Source organism: Rothia uropygioeca (assembly GCF_004136585.1).
Classification (GTDB): domain Bacteria; phylum Actinomycetota; class Actinomycetes; order Actinomycetales; family Micrococcaceae; genus Rothia.
In genome coordinates this window covers 85,158-105,131 of the sequence record NZ_NOIR01000005.1, presented here as the reverse complement: position 1 = coordinate 105,131, position 19,974 = coordinate 85,158, and the positions used below count along the sequence as shown (strand labels likewise).

The window sequence follows — 19,974 nt, the reverse complement described above, 5'->3', positions numbered from 1 at the left end:
GGAAGCCGTCAGGTACCGGCGTTCAACTTTTAAAAACGACGACCCATCGGTTCCGTCGAGGCTACCGCCCGGACTCAGGAGTTCAGTTCCCGAGCCGGGACGGTGAAAGCCTTCGTTGCTGCTTGGAGACCATGCCCGCCGGTGTCAGCGCCGAAGATCCTGATCGTGTCGCTCACGCTCGCCGGGCTGACCTGCCGACCACAGGGCAGCGCCCACAATCCCTGCGTTATTGCGCAAGGCGGCCGGAACCATCGGCGTCTTAATGCCTTCCAGATACGGCATGAATTTCTCGGGCTTTTTCGAGACACCGCCGCCGATGACGAAGAGGTCCGGGGAGAAGAGCGCTTCCACGCGGGAGAAATAAGTGTGGAGACGTTTTCCGTAGTCCTTCCAAGACAGGTCGTCGCGTTCCCGTGCGCGGACGGAGGCACGGGATTCGGCGTCATGCCCCTCGATTTCCAGATGGCCCAATTCGGAGTTCGGAACGAGCACACCATTGTGAATGATGGCCGACCCGATCCCCGTGCCCAGGGTGATGACCATGATCAGTCCGTTATTGTCCCGGCCTTGTCCGTAAATACCTTCGGCGAGACCGGCGGCGTCGGCGTCGTTGACCGCGTACACCGTGCGGCCCACCTGTTCTTCGGCTAGTTTCTTCAGTTCCGCGCCGATCCACGACTTGTCCACGTTGGCGGCCGACCACGTCACACCGTTTTTGACGATGGCCGGAAAGTCGATACCAATCGCGCTGCCCTCTTCCGGGGCAACGTCCCTGCTCTGAAGCTCCTCAACGATCTGTCGAACCACGGGCAGAACCTTTTCCGGTGTAGCGGGGCTCGGCGTATCGATGCGGAATCGCTCGCTGACGAGGGAACCATTGCGCAGGTCCACTATGCCGCCCTTGATTCCGGTGCCTCCGATGTCGACGCCGATCACCAACTCGTGCGGTTTGGGCTCGGGGAGGTCTTGGGACGCGCTGAGGTCCTGCTGCACAGCGACGTCGGGACGATCCGGTGAGGTATGAGGCATGGATTCTCCTGCGGGGTTTTGCTGGATAATGGTGTGGGCTACGGGAGGGTCAGAACGTCGACGCCGTCGGCGGTGACCACCATGGTGTGTTCGAATTGTGCGCTTCGTTTGCGGTCTTTGGTGACGACGGTCCAGTCGTCATCCCACATCTGCCAGTCGATGGTTCCGAGATTGAGCATGGGCTCGATCGTGAACACCATGCCTTCCTCGATCACGGTGTTGTAGGCCGGTGCGGCATCGTAATGGGGGACGATCAAACCGGAGTGGAATTCGCGTCCCACCCCGTGACCAGTGAAGTCGCGGACCACGCCGTAACCGAAACGCGATGCGTACTTCTCGATCACCCGACCGATGACGTTGAGCTCGCGTCCCGGTTTGACGGCCTTCATTGCACGGTTCAGCGATTCTTCGGTGCGCTCGACCAGCAGACGAGATTCTTCATCCACGTCTCCGACCAGCAGTGTCCGGTTGGTATCCCCGTGCATGCCGTTCTTATATGCGGTGACGTCAAGGTTGATGATGTCGCCCTCTTCCAGAACTGTGGAGTCAGGGATGCCGTGGCAGATGACTTCGTTCAAGGATGTGCACACGGACTTCCAGAAATTCCGGTAGCCCAGAGTCGAGGGGTAAGCGCCGTGGTCGCACATGTACTCGTGGACGATGCGGTCGATGTCGTCGGTGGTACGCCCCGGAACGCAATACTCTTCGGCAGCGACAATCGAGCCCGCCGCGATCTTCCCGGACTCGCGGATCAGTTCAACTTCTTCAGGGGTGTACAGATCCGATCCGTTGCCCTCATCCGCGGTCGCCTTGCCGACGTATTCGGGGCGCTCGATGGAGGCCGGAACTTTGCGAGTGGGACCGATGGCGCCCGGAGTCAGGCTGCCCAAGGGAGCGCCGCCGTGTTCGGCAGGAATGTTGTGGGATGTCGTGGAAGCATTGGTACGGGACATATAGTCAACTCTAGAACACGATCGACGACGAGGAGGTCACCCCATGGGTACCAACGGAAGTGCGCACGTCCCGGAAGACCAACAATTTTGGTTCAACACGTATACGCATACGGTCGAACAAGGCGCCCAATCGGACTATCGGCAACTTCTCGGGCCGTACAGCTCCCGCGAGGAAGCGCAAAACGCCTTGAACATAGCTCAAGAACGCAATGAAAAATGGGACGAAGACGACGCACGATGGAAGGGCGAAGCCTGATCAGACAGTGATCAAGCGATCAGTCCTCGAAGACGTGCTCGGGAGCAGGGAAACTGCCGTCGAGCACGTCTTTTCTGTATGCACCTGCCGCATCGGCGATCACGGATCGCAGGTCTGCATACTTTTTGACGAACCGAGGTACTTTTCCGCCGGTGAGCCCCATCATGTCCTGCCATACCAGGACCTGTCCGGTCGTGGATCCTCCCGCGCCGATCCCTACGGTCGGGACATCGACCCCGTCCACGACCGCTTCAACAGCCGGGCTGGCCGTCATCTCGATGAGAACCGCAAAAGCACCGGCCTCGGCGAGCGCCCGAGCATCCACGAGGAGCCGCTCGGCGGCGTCGTCCCGGCCCTGCACACGAAAGCCTCCCAAAGTGTTGGTCGCTTGCGGGGTGAAACCGATGTGAGCCATGACGGGGATTCCTGCCTGGACCATGGCTTCGACGTGTTCGGCGTAGTAGGCGCTGCCTTCCATCTTGACGGCGTGAGCGCCGCCTTCCTTCATGAGTCGGACCGAGCTGGCGATGGCCTGGGCAGGGGACTGTTCGTAGCTTCCGAACGGCAAGTCGACGATGACCATTGCTCGGTTCGCGGCACTTGAGACGGCTCGGGTTAACGGAATCAATTCGTCCAACGTCACGGGAACGGTCGACTCGTAACCGTAGACGGTGTTGCCCGCCGAATCCCCAATGAGCAGAACCTCGATTCCGGCTTCGTCGAAGACCGCCGCGGTCAAGGCGTCATAACAGGTCAACATCGAGAATCGTTGCCCGCGGTCTCTGCAGCGCTGCAGATGAGTGGTTCTTACGCGTCGAACCGAGCTGAGCCAGCCGTCGGCGTCGGAATGTGTGTGGTCAGTGTCCTGGAGGTACGAAGCCATGCCGATCAGTCTACGCGCGGTCTCCTCCAACGATGTGGCAGTTTTGCAGAGTTGAAGGGTCCTTTACGGCGCATTCGTGCCGTTTCGCGAATTGGTCGAGGTGCGCATGCCCTCGGGATAGAGTTGGCCTAGGTTAGCCAGCGCGGCACGTCGACCATGGAGGAGTGTCATGGACCGTCAGCAGGAATTCGTTCTTCGCACCATCGAGGAAAGAGATGTGCGCTTCGTTCGCATGTGGTTCACCGACGTCGTCGGTACCCTCAAATCCGTGGCGCTCGCGCCCGCCGAGGTCGAGACGGTATTCGAGGAGGGGCTCGGCTTCGATGGCTCATCCATCGAAGGCCTGTCTCGGGTCCACGAATCCGACATGCTCCTTCAACCGGATCCCTCGACATTCCAACTTCTTCCGTGGCGTGGGGAGACCGAACCGACGTCGCGCATGTTCTGCGACATCCTGACCCCGGACGGCGAGCCCTCATCCGCAGACTCGCGCGGTGTGCTCAAGCGAATCCTGTCCAAAGCCGGCGACATGGGATTCACCTGCTACACGTCGCCCGAAATCGAGTTCTATCTCCTGAAGTCCCAGGAGCTCAGTGCAGAAGGCACCCCCGTTCCCGTTGACCGGGAAGGCTACTTCGACCACGTGTACGGAGGAGTCGTCCAGGATTTCCGACGTCGAGCCGTCACGATGCTCGAGGCGGTTGGCATCTCGGTTGAATTCAGCCACCATGAAGGTGGACCGGGACAGAACGAAATCGATCTGCGGCACGCCGACGCATTGCAAACCGCGGACAACATCATGACTTTCCGTTCGGTCATCAAGGAAGTCGCGTTCTCGCAGGGCATCTATGCGACTTTCATGCCCAAACCGTTTACGGAATTCCCCGGCTCCGGTATGCACACGCATTTCTCTCTCTTCGAAGGTGACACCAACGCCTTCTTCGAAGCCGGGGCCGAGTACCAGCTCTCCCAGACTGCACGGCACTTCATCGCGGGTGTGCTGCGGCACGCCCCGGAATTCACGTCCGTGACCAACCAATTTGTGAATTCCTACAAGCGTCTGTGGGGTGGAGGAGAAGCTCCAAGCTATCTCTCTTGGGGTCACAACAACCGATCCGCGCTGGTGCGCGTGCCGCTGTACAAGCCCAACAAGATGCAGTCGGCCCGTATCGAATACCGGGGTATCGACTCGGCCGTCAACCCATACCTGGGTTACGCGGTGATCCTTGCCGCGGGACTCAAAGGGATAGAGAACGAATACGAGTTGTCCGAGGCCGAGGCCGAGGACGTCGCATCCATGAGTGCAGCCGAAAGGCGCAGCTTGGGGCACAGCCCCCTCCCGTCTTCCCTGCACGATGCGATCCGCCAGACCGAAGAGTCGGAATTCATGGCAGAGACCCTGGGGGAGCAGGTATTCAATCAGTTCTTGCGCAACAAGCAGGACGACTGGACGGCTTATCGCATGGAAGTGACCCCGTACGAACTGAAGTACAACCTGGGCCTTCTGTAGCACCATGGGCGAGCAGGAAAGGCCCCGGGAAGGCGCCGGTCACAAGGCCAAGCGGCGACTGGCGGCGGTCGGATTCAATGATTTGAGCGGCGCCAACCGTTGGCTGGATTCGGATGAACTGAGAGACGTCGACAAAGCCAAGCTGCTCGAGGGCCTGGCGCTCAGCCCTTCCCCGGACATGGCCCTCAAGGCGGTCGTACGCATGTTGACCGATACCCCGGAGCTGAGTCGACACATCGCCCGCGGCCAGGAGGCAGCGGGCCTGTTCCGGGTGCTCGGTGCATCCGAGGCACTCGGTGAGTTCCTCATGCGTCACCCTGAGCATCTCAGCATCTTCGACGAGGCCCCTCGGCCTTTGCCTGACGTCGGTGTCTCGGATCTGAACGAACGTTACCGCCGTGTGATGCTTGAGGCCGTCGGTGCAGCCCCCGAATCCGAGCAACCCGTCGCACGAATAACCGGCGAAGATGCGAAGCTCGCCGTCAGAACAACGTATCGCGAGTACTTGACTCGAATAGCGCTTGCGGATCTCACCTCAGAGGACCCTATAGAGGACATGCCCAAGGTCGGCGCCGCGCTCGCGGATCTGGCGGGTGCAGCTCTCGAAGGGGCTTTGGCCGTCGCCAGGGCCGAGATCTCCGAGAACGAACCCGCCGTGGCCTCCGTGGATCTGACCATTATTGCGATGGGAAAGTGCGGAGCTCGCGAGCTCAATTACATTTCCGACGTCGACGTCGTTTACGCGGTAGGACCCTCCTCGGCCGATGTCCGCGGCGACCTCGAGGAACCCGATGAGGAGGCCATGGGCCGGATTGGCACCGAACTGGTCAAGGCCCTGACGAAAGTGGTTTACGGGGTTGGTCCCGAGCCAGGCCTCTGGGAGGTCGATGCAAACCTCCGTCCGGAAGGTAAAGACGGTCCATTGGTCAGGAGCATTGATTCACACCGAAGGTATTACGACCGTTGGGCCGAGAACTGGGAATTCCAGGCATTGCTCAAGGCACGCCCCGTCGCAGGTTCTCAGCGCCTGGGTGAAGAGTACGTGCGCGCCATTGCGCCGTTCGTGTGGGAAGCCTCTGGTCGAGAGAATTTTGTGGATTCCGTTCAGTCCATGCGTCGTCGAGTGACCGACAATATACCGTCGGAAGAGCGCGAGCGACAGATCAAACTGGGGCCTGGCGGGTTGAGGGACGTGGAGTTCACGGTCCAGCTTCTGCAACTGGTTCACGGCCGGACGGACGAAAGCGTCCGGATGCGATCGACCACGGCGGCGCTTTCCGCGTTGCGCGACCGGTCGTATGTGGGACGCGACGCCTCGGGGAGTCTGGACCACGAATATCGGTGGCAGCGCACACTCGAGCACCGTATCCAATTGCTCCATCTGCGGCGTACGCACCTCATGCCGGTTAAGGAAGCCGAACAGGCGGCCGTCGCCAGGGGAATGCGCGGGAACTCCGATCGGACTCGGTTCACCCCCGATGATCTGCTCAAACAACGGAAACGATCGCAGCGTACGGTGCGCGGACTCCACGAACGTCTCTTCTTCCGTCCGCTGCTTGCGGCGGTTTCCAAGTTGTCCGTCGATGAGGTCGCTCTGACGCCGGAAGCGGCCCAAGATCGGCTGTCAGCTTTGGGTTATCTGGACCCGCGTGGAGCCATGCGCCATATTGAAGCCCTGACAAAGGGCCTCTCACGCCGGGCCGAAATCCAGCGGACCATTCTGCCGGTGCTTCTCGGTTGGTTCGCCCGCGGCGTCGACCCCGACGCCGGATTGCTGGGGTTCCGCCGAGTCTCCGAGTCCCTTGGTCAAACGCAGTGGTACTTGCGCATGCTGCGCGATTCGCCCGCGGCCGCTGAGCGCCTGTGCGCGGTTTTGTCGAGTTCTCGGTTCATCACGGACCTTCTGGAAGACGAACCGGAATCGATTTCGTGGCTGGACCGGGACGAAAGGCTGCGGCCTGAGCCTTTCGAGAATTTGTGGTCCGAAATCCGTTCGAAAATTTCACGCCACCCGGACGCAATGTCAGCGATCCGGATGATTCGGCTTATTCGCCGCCGCGAGATCCTTCGTATCGCCCTGGGGGAAGCGGTTGGCGTGACCGATTTGAATGACGTGATGGAAGGGCTGGCTCACGCGGATCAAGCGACCATTTTGGGGGCCCTCCACACCGCGGAACGCGAGTTGTATCAGGAGAAGGGCGAGGAGGTCCTGACCGATGTTGCCGTGATCGGGATGGGGCGCCAAGGTGGCGCGGAGATCGGGTACGGCTCCGATGCCGACGTCATGTATGTGCACCAACCGCGGAGCGGCGCTGATCACGGCAAGGCCGTTGCGCAGGCCAACACCCTGATCAATCGGATGACCCAGTTGCTGAAGATCCCCATGAAGCCCGCGATACGTGCCGAGAAGACTCTGGAAATTGATGCCGATCTTCGACCCGAGGGCAAATCCGGGCCTATGGTTCGTACCTTGGATTCATTCGCGGAGTATTACGAGCGTTGGGCTGATACCTGGGAGTACCAAGCATTGCTCCGTGCACGGCCTCTGGCCGGTTCCGCTGAAGTGGCCGAGAAATTCATCCGACTCGTCGATCCTTATCGTTACCCGAAGAATGTTTCGGAGGATCAAATCCGTCAAATACAGCGTTTGAAGGCGCGGGTGGAGGCCGAGAGGATGCCCCGAGGCGCCGATCCTGCGCGTCAGGTCAAACTCGGTCGTGGCGGGCTCAGCGACGTCGAATGGCTGACGCAACTGATTCAGCTCGAGCACGCTCACGAGAATCCGGGGCTCAAGACCACGAGCACCCTGCGAGCTCTGGAAGAGGCCGTCAAGTTGGAGATCGTCGCTGCCGAAGACGCCGCGATCCTTGAATCGGCATGGAGGTTGGCGACGCGTATCCGCGGGGGCAACGTTCTACGGAATGGTCGTGCCTCTGATTCGTTGCCGTCTTCACGGAAGGACCTTGAAGCGATCGCCCGGTGGAGCGGATACGAACCGGGTAGCGCCGCGATCCTGGAGGAAGACTACCTGCGACTCACACGACGCGCCCGGTCGATCTTCGAGACGTTGTTCTACGGGCATCTGGAATAGTCGGTCACGGTGTGGGGCTCGGTGAGGTTCGGTCCGAAAAGTGCGAATCGGCGCCCAGGACCGTAACTTTTCGGCCATTCGGATCCGCTTCCTCCGTCATGTCAATGACGTAGTCCAGGTTGCGCTCGGTATCAACCTGCACATCCCTCTGGCCTGTGTGGAATGTCTAGCCGACCGAGGTGAATTCATTGCTTCAGATCCGACCGGGTTCGAACGATGGCGACCTCGGGCTTGCGAACCGCTCGTCGAGTTGCCGTATGCCTCCCAGGGCCGATGTGGTCGATCAGAAATGGGTATTTGGTCCGCCCGAGCGGGGGAGGCGTCGCGGATAGGAGGCTAGAAATTGCCGGGACGAAAGACGTTAAAATGGAAATCGTCCCCGAATTGGATCTTCGTAAGTGCGAGATGTTCAATGAAGAGTCCTTGATGTTTATACAGTATGGGAGGCGGCCCGGGATAAATCCCGATATCGCCCTCCACTAAGAACGTGCGAGGTGCTGCTATCACTAGGCGTATCTCGGGCCCATATAATTACTTGACGCTGAACCTCGTGCTGTCGCCTGCCTGCTTTCCGGTGTAACCGGTCGAGTGCGGGGGCAATCGTTACAATTTCGGTCGAAAAATAGGGCCGGAAGTCGACGGAAATATGCCCTTATCAAACGCATGCCATGCTCTGTCACACCTGGGGTTGGTGATCTCTGGCACTTCCGTCCATGTCAGCGCATACTGGTCCTATGAAACGCAAAATTCTGGTTTTCGTGGCCCTCGCGATCACGATCCTCTATGGCGCCAGCTTTAGTGTCTTGCAGCCGGATGTGCCCAAGGGATATGCACCGATTGGTGGTGCGGTGGTTGCCTTGATGTGGATCGCCGTCGGCATGTTCGGTCATGCCCGAGATCGGCGTTCCGAAAGCTCGGAAAAAGGGCACTGAGGCGGAGCCCCTTCGTTGGGCAAACGTGAGGCAGGGGAGTCACCTGCCTCCCGCTGCTTGCGGGTTCGGCGGACTGACTTGCCCCTACGCTCGGTCTGCCACTGCATGCGTTGAGCGGTCCAGAATCTTAATTTATCCGCTCCGGGGTGGGACGTTGTCCGCCCGGTATCGGGGTCGGCGAGTTCGGTGCCAAGGCGGGGTGGTGGTCCATGTGAACTGCTCCTCGACGGTAGATGCGACTAAGCCAGTTTTTCGGTCTAATCTTCGTGGATCGGTCTGAATTTCTGTCGGTTGGCGGGGTGCTTCTGTGGTTTTCCTCAAGCCGTCACGGCGAGTTTCCTTGGGTGTTTTCCGGTTCCCTTCCTTGGTCGAGGGCCGAGGTCGCAGTTTTGTGCTCGCCTCGGGCAAGTTAGGGCCGCGGAAGTACGGATGTGCCACCTCGCGGGGGCCGTCGACGCCGTGCCCCTTGCTGGGTGCTGTTGGGCGGGGTTACCTGATCGAGCGGCGTTTCCCTGCCTTAGGGGGTACTCCCTAAGGCAGGGAAACGGCAACGAATCGGGTAACCACCACCCAACGCTGGGTGACGCGGGGACGTAGAGTATGAGGTTTTCGTGGGCCAGGCGCGGTGCGAGGCAGAATAGAGGCAGCCTTGTAGCCCCCGTCCTGACCCTTCTGGAAACCTGAGCAGCCTATCGGCCGAATCCCATTCGACTTATTGATGGGAACTCTGGAAGTGATGATCTGCTGGAAGGTGAGCGTTATAGCTCCTACCGCCTTTTGCCGGGCGTATACGGATACTCGCTCGTCGATGATGGTGAGGGTATCAGGCCGGAAGCCGGCGCGGTGACGGACTAGCGTACACGTCGGGAATATACACAAAATCGGGGGTAGCGCATAATGCGCTACCCCGAAATTGCAGGCATGCAAGCCTGAATGGAGATTAGACTCCGTAGTAGAGCTGGAACTCCAACGGGTGCGGAACCAGTGAGAGCGGCTCCAACTCGTTCTCGCGCTTGTAGTCGATCCACGTCTGGATCAGGTCTTCGGTGAAGACGTCCCCTGCCAGCAAGAATTCGTGATCCTGCTCCAGAGCTTCAAGAGCCTCATCGAGGCTAGCGGGCGCCGTCTTGATGTCCTTGGCTTCCTCCGGGGGCAGCTCGTAGAGGTCTTTGTCGATCGGCTCCGGGGGCTCGATGCGGTTACGAATACCGTCCAGGCCGGCCATGAGCTGAGCGGCGAACGCCAGGTACGGGTTGCACGAGGGATCGGGCGCCCGGAATTCGAGTCGCTTCGCCTTGGGGTTGGACCCGGTGATCGGGATACGGATGCCGGCAGAGCGGTTACCCTGCGAGTACACCATGTTGACAGGGGCTTCGTAGCCCTTCACCAAGCGCTTGTAGGAGTTGACCGTCGGGTTGGTGAATGCCAAAACCGAAGAAGAGTGCTCCAGCAATCCGCCGATGTACCAGCGGGCAACATCAGAAAGGTTCGCATAACCGCGCTCATCGAAGAACAACGGCTCACCACCCTTCCAAAGCGACTGGTGACAATGCATACCCGAGCCGTTGTCGCCGAAGACCGGCTTCGGCATGAAGGTCGCCGATTTGCCGAAGGCATCTGCGACGTTCTTGACAATGTACTTGAACTTCAGGAGATCATCGGCGGCGAGCGTCATAGTGTTGTACTTGTAGTTGATTTCGGCCTGGCCGGGAGCGCCAACCTCATGGTGCGCGCGCTCAACTTCCAAACCGACCTCGTCCAAAGTCACCGAAATGGCGTCTCGCAGGTCGGCCTGCTTGTCCTGAGGAGCAACGGGGAAATACCCGCCCTTGGTCAAGGTCTTGTTGCCGAGGTTTCCGTCTTCTTCCTTGCGGCCCGAATTCCAGGGGGCCTCGTCGGAATCCACACGGTAAAAAGTGTGCTCGGGGGAGACCTGGTAGCGGACGTCCTCGAAGATGAAGAACTCGGCCTCGGAAGCGAAATTCGCGATATCAGCGATGCCGGTGGAATTGAGGTACGCTTCTGCACGCTCTGCGACGCCGCGGGGATCGCGGTGGTAAGGATCGCCGGTGCGAGGGTTGACGATCGAGCAGGTCAGGACCAGGGTTTTCTCCACGCGGAAGGGATCCACGAAAGCCGACTTGGGGTCGGGGATGAGCTGCATATCGGATTCAGCAATTCCCTGGAAACCTCGAATAGACGACCCATCGAAGAGCTGCCCGTTGACGAAGAAATCATCGTCGATGGATTTTGCCGGGAGGTTGAAGTGCTGCTGAACACCGGGAAGGTCGGTGAACCGGATGTCGATGAAGACGACGTCCTCTTCCTGAATATAGTCCAGCACTTCCTGGGCATTTTCGAACATGGTCGGAGTTCTCCTTAGATTGCTCAACGCGATCACACCGGCCGTTCCCTCCTCAGGAACGCCCTTGTGCTTTCTGCTGCTTACGGTAGGCTCGCGACATTGCCCAGCTGTATCTGACATGTTTCAGCTATGTAACAGACCCAGTCAATGGCGATCCAAACCGAAACGGCGTGACTGCTTGTTCAACCATAACCCGTGTGGGAGTCGCACCTTGGATATCCTGGGTTCATGGCAACTGACCAAAACCCTTCCGGTTCTGAGAACCCACATGGTCCGGAGCGAGCGTCCCCGACTTCATCAGGTCGCCCGGATTATCCGGGTCAGCGTTTGGGGAGACCCGAACGGGGCAAGGGTTCGCTGGCGACCGTACCCTGGCGTATTCTGGCGCTGATTGTGGACTGGGTCATCTGTCTGGGAATCAGCCACCTGTTGCTCGGCTCGGGGGACTCTCTGGTGCATTCCCTGGCGCCCTCAATCGTCTTCTGGGTCTACCAGGGACTGCTCGTCGGTTTCATGGGGCACACTCTGGGGCACTTTGCATTCGGGATGCAGGTTCAGACCATCGGAGGGGAACCCGCCGGTTTCGCCAAGGCGTTTCTGCGCAGTCTGCTCGTTACCGTGGTCATTCCGATCCTGGTGGTCGACGAGGACGGACGTGGACTGCAGGATCGAGCCGTCGGGACGCTTCTCGTCCGTATTCGCTGAACCACCCACAAATTGGGCCCCCATCCTGAAGGTTGGGGGCCCTTTTCTGCAATGAGCTGGCTTATCGGCCGCGCAGACCCTTGCGGTCCGGTCGAGCCTTCATAGGATCCACACCCTTGGGCATCGGCATCCCCTTGTTCAAGGACGCCAAACGGTTGTTCACCGCGTGTACCTCCTGTTGCGTGAGATTCTTCGAGTAACCCTTCATGGTTTTGGTGATTTTCTTGAGGGGAACTTGCCCCTCCCCATTTCCGGCCTTGATGACGTGAATCGGAACATTCGGGGCCACGCGATTGAGCTTTTTCTTCTCCTGGCTGATCAGCGAATTCACTCGGCTTGCCGGGCCCTCAGTGACCAGTACGACGCCGGGACGCCCCAACGCTCTGAAGACCAGATCCTGAGTCCGAGGGTTGACCGCAACGGGCTGCTCTTCCACGATCCAACCACGACGAAGAGTGGACAATGCTGCTCCCGCGGCACCCGTCTGCCCTTCGATCTGGCCGAATGCGGCCTTTTCGGCCCGTCGAGAAAGGATAATCACGCAAACCAGGACTGCTACGGGAATGCCGATGATGAGCCACGTTATCCAGTTGTGCAGAAGCACGCCCACGAGGAGGAAAACCAGAAGAGTTACCAAACCCGCCAGAAGGAGGATCCACGTGATGTTGGGATCCGACTTTCGGGTCATGGTGAAGACTTGCTTCATCTGGGCGAAATAGCCGGGCTTGGAGCCCTTCTTCTTGCGCTTCTCTTCGCGCTTTTCCTCACGCGTGAGCTTGCCGTTCTTGGCAGACTGAGACGACACGATGTTTCCTCATTGCATTTGGGTATTGGTCGGCACTGTGGTGCCCCGGCATTCGGGACCATTCTACGGGAGGAGAACCCTCTCGCGAACTCGAGCACGACGCGAAGCGGCCCCGGGCCAGGAGACCCGGGGCGGCGCCGTAGTGGAGCAGGTTGCAGCCCTGCTGAAGTTACAGGCCTGCGGCGACGAGGGAGGAAGCCTCCTGGCGAGCGGATCCAGTGTCCTGGATGTGTTCCAGGTGCTCCGGGATTGGGCGTCCCATCTTTTCCATCGCCCGCGCCCAGAGGCGCCCGGCACGGTAGGACGAACGAACCATCGGGCCGGCCATGACACCCAGGAAGCCGATTTCTTCGGCGGCTTCGGATAAAGCGACGAACTCCTCAGGCTTGACCCAACGATCGATGGGGTGGAAGAGCGGAGAAGGACGCAAATACTGTGTCAGAGTGATGATGTCTGTTCCCGCATCATGCAGGTCGCAGAGAGCTTCGTAGACCTCGTCATTGGTCTCTCCCATACCAAGGATCAAGTTCGACTTGGTGATCATCCCGCGTTCCTTGCCATGTGAAATGGTCTCGAGTGATCGCTCGTACGTGAATGCGGGGCGAATCTTCTTGAAGATGCGGGGCACGGTCTCAACGTTGTGCGCATAGACCTCAGGGCCGGCATCGACAATCATGTCCAAACGGTCTGGTTTGCCCTGGAAATCCGGGATCAAAATTTCGACACCGGTGTTGGGGTTTTGCTCGTGAATAGCTTCAATGGTCTTGGCGTAATGCAACGCCGATCCATCGGGGAGATCGTCACGAGCGACGCCGGTGACGGTTGCGTAGCGAAGATCCATCTGCTGGATCGAACGAGCCACCTTGACGGGCTCCATCGGATCCAGCGGAGCGGGACGTCCCGTTGCGATATCGCAAAAATCGCAACGTCGCGTGCACGTATCACCGGCAATCAAGAACGTGGCCTCGCGGTCCTCCCAACATTCGTAAATATTGGGGCAACCGGCCTCTTCGCAAACGGTGTGCAAGCCCTGGCTGCGGGCCATCTTCTTGAGTTCCTGGTACTCGGGACCCATCTTGGCGGTGTTCTTGAGCCACGAAGGCTTCTTCTCGATGGGGACCTCAGCGTTGCGCGCTTCTACGCGGAGAAGCTTGCGTCCTTCTGGGGCGATGGTCATGGTCTCTCCTTCGATGTCCACGGCTTGCCGCATAGCGGCCGGCGAACGGAACGATCAGGCTGAAGCCTGTTCGCCACGCGGGATGAATTGTGCGGCCAGGCGGTCGGCATTGGCCATAAGCTCCTGCTCAACACGGTCAACAACATCGGCTGGCGAAATGTTCCGGCCGAGTTGTTCACTGATGGTCGTGACAGACGCATCGGTAATGCCGCAGGGAATGAAGTTGGAAAATGAGGTCAGTTCGTTGCTGCAATTCAGGGCGAACCCGTGCATCGTCGTGTTCCGAGAAACGCGGATGCCGATTGCTGCGATCTTCTTATCCGGTTCTATGCCCTCGCCACGTACCCAGACGCCGGAACGTCCTTCGACCCGCTGTCCGTCGACGCCCAGATCGCGTACGACCTTCATGAGGATTTCTTCCAGAATCCTTACGTACTTCACGACGTCTACCGGTTCGGGCAACTTGACGATGGGGTAGCCCACGAGCATGCCTGGTCCATGCCAGGTCAGTTTTCCTCCACGATCAATGGGCACGACATCGGTCCCATCAGTGGGGTACTCGTGCTTTTCGGTGCGTTTTCCCGCGGTGTATACCGGCGGATGTTCCAAGAGCAACACGGTGTTGTCCTGCTCTTCATTGCTGACGCGGTGGTGAATCTCTTCCTGAAGTGCGAGGGCTTCACGATAGTCCACGTACTCGGGCGCGAGACCGACCCGATTCATGACCAAAGACATGTGACTACCCTACCGCCGTGCGGTAACCCGTCTAAATTGCATGTCGAGAAAATCTTCAAAGATTCCCGAAACCTGTGGATAACGTGATGATTGTCATCTCTGAGGGTGTACACCAGAGGCATGAATCAGACCGCGACCGGAGCACCGGGTGTTGCCGACCCCGATGCAATGGACCTGGACCAATATCGGCTCATCACGAAGATCGGGACGGCCGAAGGCGCGTCCCTATGGTACGCCCGCCTTCGTGGGGAAGAATCTGACGGGTCAGCTTTGCTCGTCGGACGTCGCATCGACTCGTCAGCAGGTTATGAAAAGGCCGCGCAGCTGCGTACGGCTTCCGAGAGGATGATCCGTTTGTACGTTCCACCTCGAGCGGAGTCGGCAGCATTGGCCGTGGCGTCACGTTCCTGGGCAAGCCACATCAACGCCCAGAGAAATTCCATGCGTCATCCCCATATCCTGCATACATACGAAGCGTCGGCCGCCGAACCACTTTCGCCTTTCTTGGTCACCGAATTCCCCGAGGGCGGGTGCTTGCAGAACGTTCTGTCGGTTCGGAAAAGACTCGAGCCGGGGGAGTGCGCTTCGGTGGTGGCTCACGTGGGGAGAGCGATCTCTTGGCTGCACAGTCAAGAAACGGCCTACGGCGATTTGTCCGCGTCACGTGTGTTCCTGACCCGGAACTCGGTCTCGCTGGTGACGCCTCCCTGGCCGGATCCTTGGCGCCAGGACGGCTTTCGGCGGTCGGATGGCGGAAAAGCTCAGGACGTACGCGCATTCGCGGAACTCATCTGGCTGTTGCTGACCGGCCGCCCGGCGGGAACCTGGGAAGACAGAATCCCTTTACCTATGTCCTGTCCAAGCGCTACCAAATCGGTCGTCAAAGTACTCGAGGCCGCCCTCGGGCCGGACCCGTCGTCACGGCCCGACATCCAAGAGATGGCGTTGGTCATTCGTGGTGCCTGGGAAGCAACTCCGGTAGACCTGCACTCTGTGGTCGACGAAGAATTCGCGGCGCGGCTACCAGCGCGGGCCCAACCCCAAGGGCCCAAGGGCACATTGCGACGTAACGTCCCGCAACGCCTGAGCTCACAGCGCACGGTCGTGCAGAACCGGGTCCATGAACTCTGTCGTCGTCACTGGAAGAGCTTGCTCACCCTCGCACTTTTGGCCCTCACCGTGGCCCAAGGAGGAAGTCGTTTGCTGCCGTCTCGGGACAGCCCTGATCCTGTGTCTTCATCCAACGGTCCGGGCTCGTCGTCAACGGCCAGCCAATCAGAGGGCGCGGCCGCACCTCCTCCGCAGCGAGTTCCGGAAGAAGTCACGGGGGCCCTGCCGGAGCTATTCAAGATGCGCGATGAAGCTCTGAGAGCGAGGGACAGTTCCCTCGTCTCGAACTACGCGACAGCAGGAAGCGAGGTGGAAAAAGGGGATATCCAACGTATTGCATTCATGAAGGCCTCCTCGGTGGCGTGGCCGAATCTTGAGACTCGAATCGAGGATATTGAGGTTGAGCCAGGGTCGGATGGGACTGTACGGGCGAAAGCGCGATTGGCCGTCACCGGATGGAGTCCAAAGGAGCCCGGGAACGCCGAAACCGGCGATGGAAGCCAGAGAATCGAAATCCTGCTGGAATCCACCGCCGGTTCGTGGAAGATGCGGTCCGTAGACCCGGTGAGGGAGTGAGACTTAATTCCAGAGCGTTGCAACGGCGATGTTGATCAGAGAGAGGCCCCCAACCGCGTGGGCGATCCCTGTGGAAACTTGTTCTCCGCGCTTGAATTTGCGCTGTCCAATGAAGGCTACGACCGCGATGACAAGGCCGATGACCAGTTTGACTCCCAACTTGATGTGGTCGACCGCGCCACCTCCCATCTCGAGGATTCCGAACATCAAGAGTCCAGTAACAACTTGCAGGAGAGCGGCGTAGAACTGGACCGGAACGACCCGAGGAGTCTTGAAGTACGCGACCCAGAGACCGAAGACCAGGGCGGCGCCGACGATGTGAAGGAACAGAAGAATAGACATAAGGACAGACATGAGGCCATTCTATGATTCGACGACCCGTTTAGCGTCATTCTGTCAGCAAAATGTGTGGGGACTCGCACTCAGGCGATGATGCGGCTTCGCGCTGTCGCATTAAACAGCCGAAGCGGCCGCCCCAGTGGGGACGGCCGCTTCGGCGACTAGGGCTGATGCGGGTGGCTCTACAGTCCAACCTCGGACTCGAACTGGCCTTCTTCCAAGCGCTTCTTGAGAGTCTGGAGGAAACGACCGGCATCGGCGCCGTCGACCAACCGGTGATCATACGTCAGCGAGAGGTAGCACATCTGGCGGATCGCGATCGTGTCATTGCCATCGGCGTCGGTCACGACGACAGGGCGCTTGACGATCGTTCCGGTGCCCAGGATGGCGACCTGTGGCTGGTTGATGATCGGGGTGTCGAACAGGGCCCCGAACGAACCGATGTTGGTGATTGTAAACGTGCCACCGGACAGTTCGTCCGGTCCGATCTTGCCGGACTTGGTGCGCTCTCCGACGTCGGCGAGCTTTTTGGCCAGACCGGCCAAGTTCAGATCACCGGCGTTGGAGACAACGGGAACCAACAGACCGCGCTCGGTATCCACCGCTATCGCGATGTCCTCGGAGTCGTGGTACGTGATTTCCTTCGAATCCGCGTCGTAGGAAGCGTTCAGCTTCGGGTGCTGCTGCAGAGCCTCGGCAACGGCCTTGGCGAAGAAGGGCAAGAACGTGAGCTTTGCTCCCTCGCGCGACTGGAAGGACTGCTTGGCCCGGTCGCGCAACTTGGAAACCCGCGTCATATCCACTTCTGCGACCTGGGTCAGCTGAGCGGAGACGTCGAGGGACTCCTTCATACGCTTGGCGATGGTCTGGCGAATGCGCGGAGCCTTCTCCGTTTTGCCACGCTTTTCGGTGTCTACGGCCGGGGCCTTGGGGGCTTCCGAAGACTGCGAGGAAGCCGCCTCGGCCGGAGCATTGGACTCCTTCTGAGCCGGAGCCGAAGCCTTCTTGGCGTCGATAGAAGCCTGAACATCCTGCTTCCGGATGCGGCCACCGACACCGGTTCCCTTGACAGTCGACAGGTCGATACCTTCTTGCTTCGCCAGCTTGCGCACCAGCGGGGTCACGTAAACCTCGCCGGAACCCTGCGAAGAATCGGAACTCTGTTCGGGAGCTTCTTCCTTCTTCTCCTCGGCCTTGGGGGCAGACTCTTCTGCCTTGGGAGCGGCCGTCGGCTGTTCTACCTTGACCTCCTCCTGGGCAGGCTCATCGGACTTCTTGGCCTGAGGCGCCTGCTCCTGCTTGGGCTCGGACTTCTGATCGGAGGGCCCCGAGGAGTCCGAAGACGACGTCGCGGCGCCTTCTTCGCCCACGATCGCCAGAACCTGACCGACTTCGGCTTCTTCGTCCTCGTCGACCTTGATTTCAAGCAACGTCCCGGCGACGGGGGAGGGAATCTCGGTGTCTACCTTGTCGGTGGAAACCTCGACCAGCGCCTCGTCAACCTCGACGGAATCGCCGACGGACTTGAGCCAGCGGGTGACCGTACCTTCGGTGACAGACTCACCCAGAGCGGGCAGCGTGACTTCTTGACCTTCTCCGCCGGCCGAACCCGAGGACTGCTCCTTTTCCTCAGAAGCCGCGGGGGCTTCTTCGGTAGGAGCCTCGTCCTGTGCTGGTTCCTCGGCCGGCGCTTCCTCAGCTTCGGATTCGGAGGCCGATTCGTCGGAGCCGGAGGAGTCCGATGCGCCTGAACCATCACCAATACGCACGAGCGGCGCGCCAACCTCGACCTCTTCGTCCTCGTCGACCAGAATTTCTTCAATGGTTCCGGCGACGGGGGAAGGGATCTCGGTATCGACCTTGTCGGTCGAAACCTCGACCAACGGTTCGTCGACCTCTACGGTGTCGCCGACGGACTTGAGCCAGCGGGTAACGGTTCCTTCAGTGACGGATTCGCCCAATGCGGGCAGTTCTACGGTTTCAGACATCGTCTCTTCCCGTTCTCCTTGTGAATAGTGCCTGTGTAAGTTCTAGCGGTGTACGGACGAACCCGGTTCTAACCGTGCAACGGGTGACCGGCGAGTGCCATGGCGGCTTCACCCAGCGCTTCGTTCTGCGTCGGATGGGCGTGAATCAATTTGGCGACATCCTCCGGGTAGGCCTCCCAGTTGACGATCAACTGGGCCTCGCCGATTTGCTCACCGATACGTTTGCCGATGGCGTGGACGCCGACAATGGGGCCGTCTTTCTCGCGTACGAACTTGATGATGCCGTTGGCGCCGAGGATCGAGCTCTTGCCGTTTCCGGCCAGGTTGTACTCGGCGACCTCAATATTGTCGTCGCCGAACTTTTCCTTGGCCTTGGGCTCGGTATAGCCCACCGAGGAGATCTCCGGATCCGAGAACGTGACCTTGGGGATGTTGATGTCCTCGACGATGATCGGGTTGAGACCGGCGATCTCTTCTGCGATGAAGATGCCCTGCTGGAAGCCTCGATGTGCGAGCTGGAGTCCAGGAACGATGTCGCCCGCGGCATAGACGTTTCCAACACCCGTGTGCAGACGCTCGTTGGTGATCACGAAGCCACGATCCATGGTGACGCCGGCTTCTTCGAAACCCAAACCTTCGGTGTTCGGTCCGCGGCCGACAGCCACGAGCACAATGTCCGCGTCGAATTCCTTGCCATCGGTCAGCGTGACCTTGGCGCCGTCGTCGTTCTGCTCAACCTTGTCGAAGAAGGTCCCGAGGTTGTACTTGATGCCACGCTTCTTGAAGGTGCGCTCCAAGACCTTGATGATCGAGGGGTCCTCATTCGGAACCAGGTGCGGCAATCCTTCGATAATCGTGACGTCCACACCCATCGCGCGCCACATCGATGCAAATTCGGAGCCGATCACTCCGCCGCCGAGAATGATCGCTGACTTCGGGAGGTAGTCCATTTCGAGGGCCTGCGTGGATGTCAGAATGCGTCCACCGATCTCCAGGCCGAAAGTCTTGGAAACCGAGCCAGAGGCCAGAATGATGTGCTTGCCCGTGTACTCGGTGCCGTTGACGTCAATGGTGTTTTCGCCGGTCATCTTGCCTGCGCCATCGATGACGGTCACGCCGCGCATCTTCAGGAGCCCCTGAAGGCCTTTGAACTTGCCCGCGATGATGTTGTCCTTGTAATCGCGGATAGCACCCATATCGATGCCTTCGTACTTGACCTTGACACCGTACTTTTCGGACTCGCGGGCTTCCTCCGCTACCTCTGCCGAGTGGAGGTAAGCCTTCGTCGGGATGCAGCCCCAGTGAAGGCATGTACCGCCGACTTTTTCCTTTTCGATGAGCCCGACGCTGAAACCGAGCTGAACCGATCGAAGTGCGGCGGCGTAGCCCGCGCTACCGCCGCCCAAAATAAGAATGTCGAAAGCATTTGCCGAATCGGCCACGTGGACGCTCCCTCGCGTTGGTTACGGGCTCTTTCGGCCCGTCGCTGATGTTCAATCGCTCCCACCTTATATCTCAGG

17 protein-coding genes are annotated in these 19,974 nt (G+C 59.6%); 6 read left to right on the top strand and 11 right to left on the bottom strand.

Translation table 11 applies throughout. The features are described from left to right. Positions 1-144: 144 nt before the first annotated feature. Together ppgK and map are read right to left on the bottom strand one after the other, a co-directional pair. Positions 145-1,029 carry a polyphosphate--glucose phosphotransferase gene (gene ppgK, locus EWR20_RS12095; protein ID WP_129360942.1) on the bottom strand — a complete coding sequence of 295 codons (885 nt, stop codon included), beginning with the start codon at positions 1,027-1,029 and terminating at the stop codon, positions 145-147. A gap of 38 nt (positions 1,030-1,067) precedes the next feature. Next, the gene (map, locus tag EWR20_RS12090) at positions 1,068-1,982 is read right to left on the bottom strand and encodes a type I methionyl aminopeptidase (RefSeq protein WP_129360941.1); all 915 of its coding nucleotides are present in this window, start codon (positions 1,980-1,982) and stop codon (positions 1,068-1,070) included. Positions 1,983-2,025: 43 nt separating this feature from the next. On the opposite strand from map, the gene EWR20_RS12085 reads away from it, so the two are divergent. Continuing rightward, on the top strand, positions 2,026-2,238 hold the full coding sequence (locus EWR20_RS12085; protein WP_129360940.1) for an SPOR domain-containing protein: 213 nt from the start codon (positions 2,026-2,028) through the stop codon (positions 2,236-2,238). A 19-nt stretch (positions 2,239-2,257) separates the two neighbouring features. Here EWR20_RS12085 and panB read toward each other — a convergent pair whose 3' ends face one another. Beyond that, positions 2,258-3,121 (bottom strand): 3-methyl-2-oxobutanoate hydroxymethyltransferase, encoded by an 864-nt coding sequence (gene panB / locus EWR20_RS12080; RefSeq protein ID WP_129360939.1) that lies wholly within the window; start codon positions 3,119-3,121, stop codon positions 2,258-2,260. A gap of 169 nt (positions 3,122-3,290) precedes the next feature. Between panB and glnA (EWR20_RS12075) the strand changes: the two genes are divergently transcribed. Both glnA (EWR20_RS12075) and EWR20_RS12070 read left to right on the top strand, forming a co-directional pair. Next, positions 3,291-4,631: a type I glutamate--ammonia ligase gene (glnA, locus tag EWR20_RS12075; protein WP_129360938.1), complete on the top strand. Its 1,341-nt coding sequence runs from the start codon at positions 3,291-3,293 to the stop codon at positions 4,629-4,631. Between the two features lie 4 nt (positions 4,632-4,635). Next, entirely contained in the window at positions 4,636-7,722 is a 3,087-nt protein-coding gene (locus EWR20_RS12070) for a bifunctional [glutamine synthetase] adenylyltransferase/[glutamine synthetase]-adenylyl-L-tyrosine phosphorylase (RefSeq protein ID WP_129360937.1), read from the top strand. Between the two features lie 4 nt (positions 7,723-7,726). Here the strand turns inward: EWR20_RS12070 and EWR20_RS12720 are convergent, their stop codons facing one another. After that, entirely contained in the window at positions 7,727-7,864 is a 138-nt protein-coding gene (locus tag EWR20_RS12720) for a hypothetical protein (protein WP_165001042.1), read from the bottom strand. A 592-nt stretch (positions 7,865-8,456) separates the two neighbouring features. Between EWR20_RS12720 and EWR20_RS12065 the strand changes: the two genes are divergently transcribed. After that, complete coding sequence (locus EWR20_RS12065; protein WP_129360936.1) at positions 8,457-8,654, top strand: hypothetical protein; 198 nt, start codon at positions 8,457-8,459, stop codon at positions 8,652-8,654. 940 nt (positions 8,655-9,594) lie between these two features. Here EWR20_RS12065 and glnA (EWR20_RS12060) read toward each other — a convergent pair. After that, a complete protein-coding gene (gene glnA, locus EWR20_RS12060; RefSeq protein WP_129360935.1) occupies positions 9,595-11,019 on the bottom strand; it encodes a type I glutamate--ammonia ligase in 1,425 nt (474 codons plus the stop codon). 228 nt (positions 11,020-11,247) lie between these two features. Between glnA (EWR20_RS12060) and EWR20_RS12055 the strand changes: the two genes are divergently transcribed. Beyond that, positions 11,248-11,724, top strand: a complete 477-nt coding sequence (locus EWR20_RS12055) for an RDD family protein (protein ID WP_129360934.1) — start codon at positions 11,248-11,250, stop codon at positions 11,722-11,724. 61 nt (positions 11,725-11,785) lie between these two features. Here the strand turns inward: EWR20_RS12055 and EWR20_RS12050 are convergent, their stop codons facing one another. From EWR20_RS12050 to lipB, 3 genes are all read right to left on the bottom strand, one after another. Further along, positions 11,786-12,532, bottom strand: coding sequence for a DUF4191 domain-containing protein (locus EWR20_RS12050; RefSeq protein WP_371811983.1), 747 nt, complete (start codon positions 12,530-12,532; stop codon positions 11,786-11,788). Positions 12,533-12,698: 166 nt separating this feature from the next. Further along, positions 12,699-13,706 (bottom strand): lipoyl synthase, encoded by a 1,008-nt coding sequence (lipA, locus tag EWR20_RS12045; protein ID WP_129360933.1) that lies wholly within the window; start codon positions 13,704-13,706, stop codon positions 12,699-12,701. Positions 13,707-13,760: 54 nt separating this feature from the next. Continuing rightward, positions 13,761-14,441 (bottom strand): lipoyl(octanoyl) transferase LipB, encoded by a 681-nt coding sequence (gene lipB / locus EWR20_RS12040; protein WP_129360932.1) that lies wholly within the window; start codon positions 14,439-14,441, stop codon positions 13,761-13,763. A 120-nt stretch (positions 14,442-14,561) separates the two neighbouring features. Here lipB and EWR20_RS12035 point away from each other — a divergent pair, with 120 nt between their 5' ends. Continuing rightward, positions 14,562-16,127: a protein kinase gene (locus EWR20_RS12035; RefSeq protein WP_129360931.1), complete on the top strand. Its 1,566-nt coding sequence runs from the start codon at positions 14,562-14,564 to the stop codon at positions 16,125-16,127. A gap of 3 nt (positions 16,128-16,130) precedes the next feature. Here the strand turns inward: EWR20_RS12035 and EWR20_RS12030 are convergent, their stop codons facing one another. The 3 genes from EWR20_RS12030 to lpdA form a co-directional block, all read right to left on the bottom strand. After that, positions 16,131-16,481 carry a hypothetical protein gene (locus EWR20_RS12030; RefSeq protein ID WP_129360930.1) on the bottom strand — a complete coding sequence of 117 codons (351 nt, stop codon included), beginning with the start codon at positions 16,479-16,481 and terminating at the stop codon, positions 16,131-16,133. A 167-nt stretch (positions 16,482-16,648) separates the two neighbouring features. Continuing rightward, positions 16,649-18,454, bottom strand: coding sequence for a 2-oxoglutarate dehydrogenase, E2 component, dihydrolipoamide succinyltransferase (sucB, locus tag EWR20_RS12025; RefSeq protein WP_129360929.1), 1,806 nt, complete (start codon positions 18,452-18,454; stop codon positions 16,649-16,651). A 68-nt stretch (positions 18,455-18,522) separates the two neighbouring features. Continuing rightward, on the bottom strand, positions 18,523-19,896 hold the full coding sequence (lpdA, locus tag EWR20_RS12020; RefSeq protein ID WP_129360928.1) for a dihydrolipoyl dehydrogenase: 1,374 nt from the start codon (positions 19,894-19,896) through the stop codon (positions 18,523-18,525). Positions 19,897-19,974: the final 78 nt, after the last annotated feature.

Coding starts and splice junctions, on each gene's coding strand:
- panB (WP_129360939.1), bottom strand. CDS start 3,121: ATGGCTTCGTACCTCCAGGACACTGACCACACACATTCCGACGCCGAC.
- sucB (WP_129360929.1), bottom strand. CDS start 18,454: ATGTCTGAAACCGTAGAACTGCCCGCATTGGGCGAATCCGTCACTGAA.
- ppgK (WP_129360942.1), bottom strand. CDS start 1,029: ATGCCTCATACCTCACCGGATCGTCCCGACGTCGCTGTGCAGCAGGAC.
- EWR20_RS12070 (WP_129360937.1), top strand. CDS start 4,636: ATGGGCGAGCAGGAAAGGCCCCGGGAAGGCGCCGGTCACAAGGCCAAG.
- lipB (WP_129360932.1), bottom strand. CDS start 14,441: ATGTCTTTGGTCATGAATCGGGTCGGTCTCGCGCCCGAGTACGTGGAC.
- EWR20_RS12085 (WP_129360940.1), top strand. CDS start 2,026: ATGGGTACCAACGGAAGTGCGCACGTCCCGGAAGACCAACAATTTTGG.
- map (WP_129360941.1), bottom strand. CDS start 1,982: ATGTCCCGTACCAATGCTTCCACGACATCCCACAACATTCCTGCCGAA.
- glnA (WP_129360938.1), top strand. CDS start 3,291: ATGGACCGTCAGCAGGAATTCGTTCTTCGCACCATCGAGGAAAGAGAT.
- lipA (WP_129360933.1), bottom strand. CDS start 13,706: ATGACCATCGCCCCAGAAGGACGCAAGCTTCTCCGCGTAGAAGCGCGC.
- glnA (WP_129360935.1), bottom strand. CDS start 11,019: ATGTTCGAAAATGCCCAGGAAGTGCTGGACTATATTCAGGAAGAGGAC.
- EWR20_RS12055 (WP_129360934.1), top strand. CDS start 11,248: ATGGCAACTGACCAAAACCCTTCCGGTTCTGAGAACCCACATGGTCCG.
- EWR20_RS12035 (WP_129360931.1), top strand. CDS start 14,562: ATGAATCAGACCGCGACCGGAGCACCGGGTGTTGCCGACCCCGATGCA.
- EWR20_RS12065 (WP_129360936.1), top strand. CDS start 8,457: ATGAAACGCAAAATTCTGGTTTTCGTGGCCCTCGCGATCACGATCCTC.
- EWR20_RS12030 (WP_129360930.1), bottom strand. CDS start 16,481: ATGTCTGTCCTTATGTCTATTCTTCTGTTCCTTCACATCGTCGGCGCC.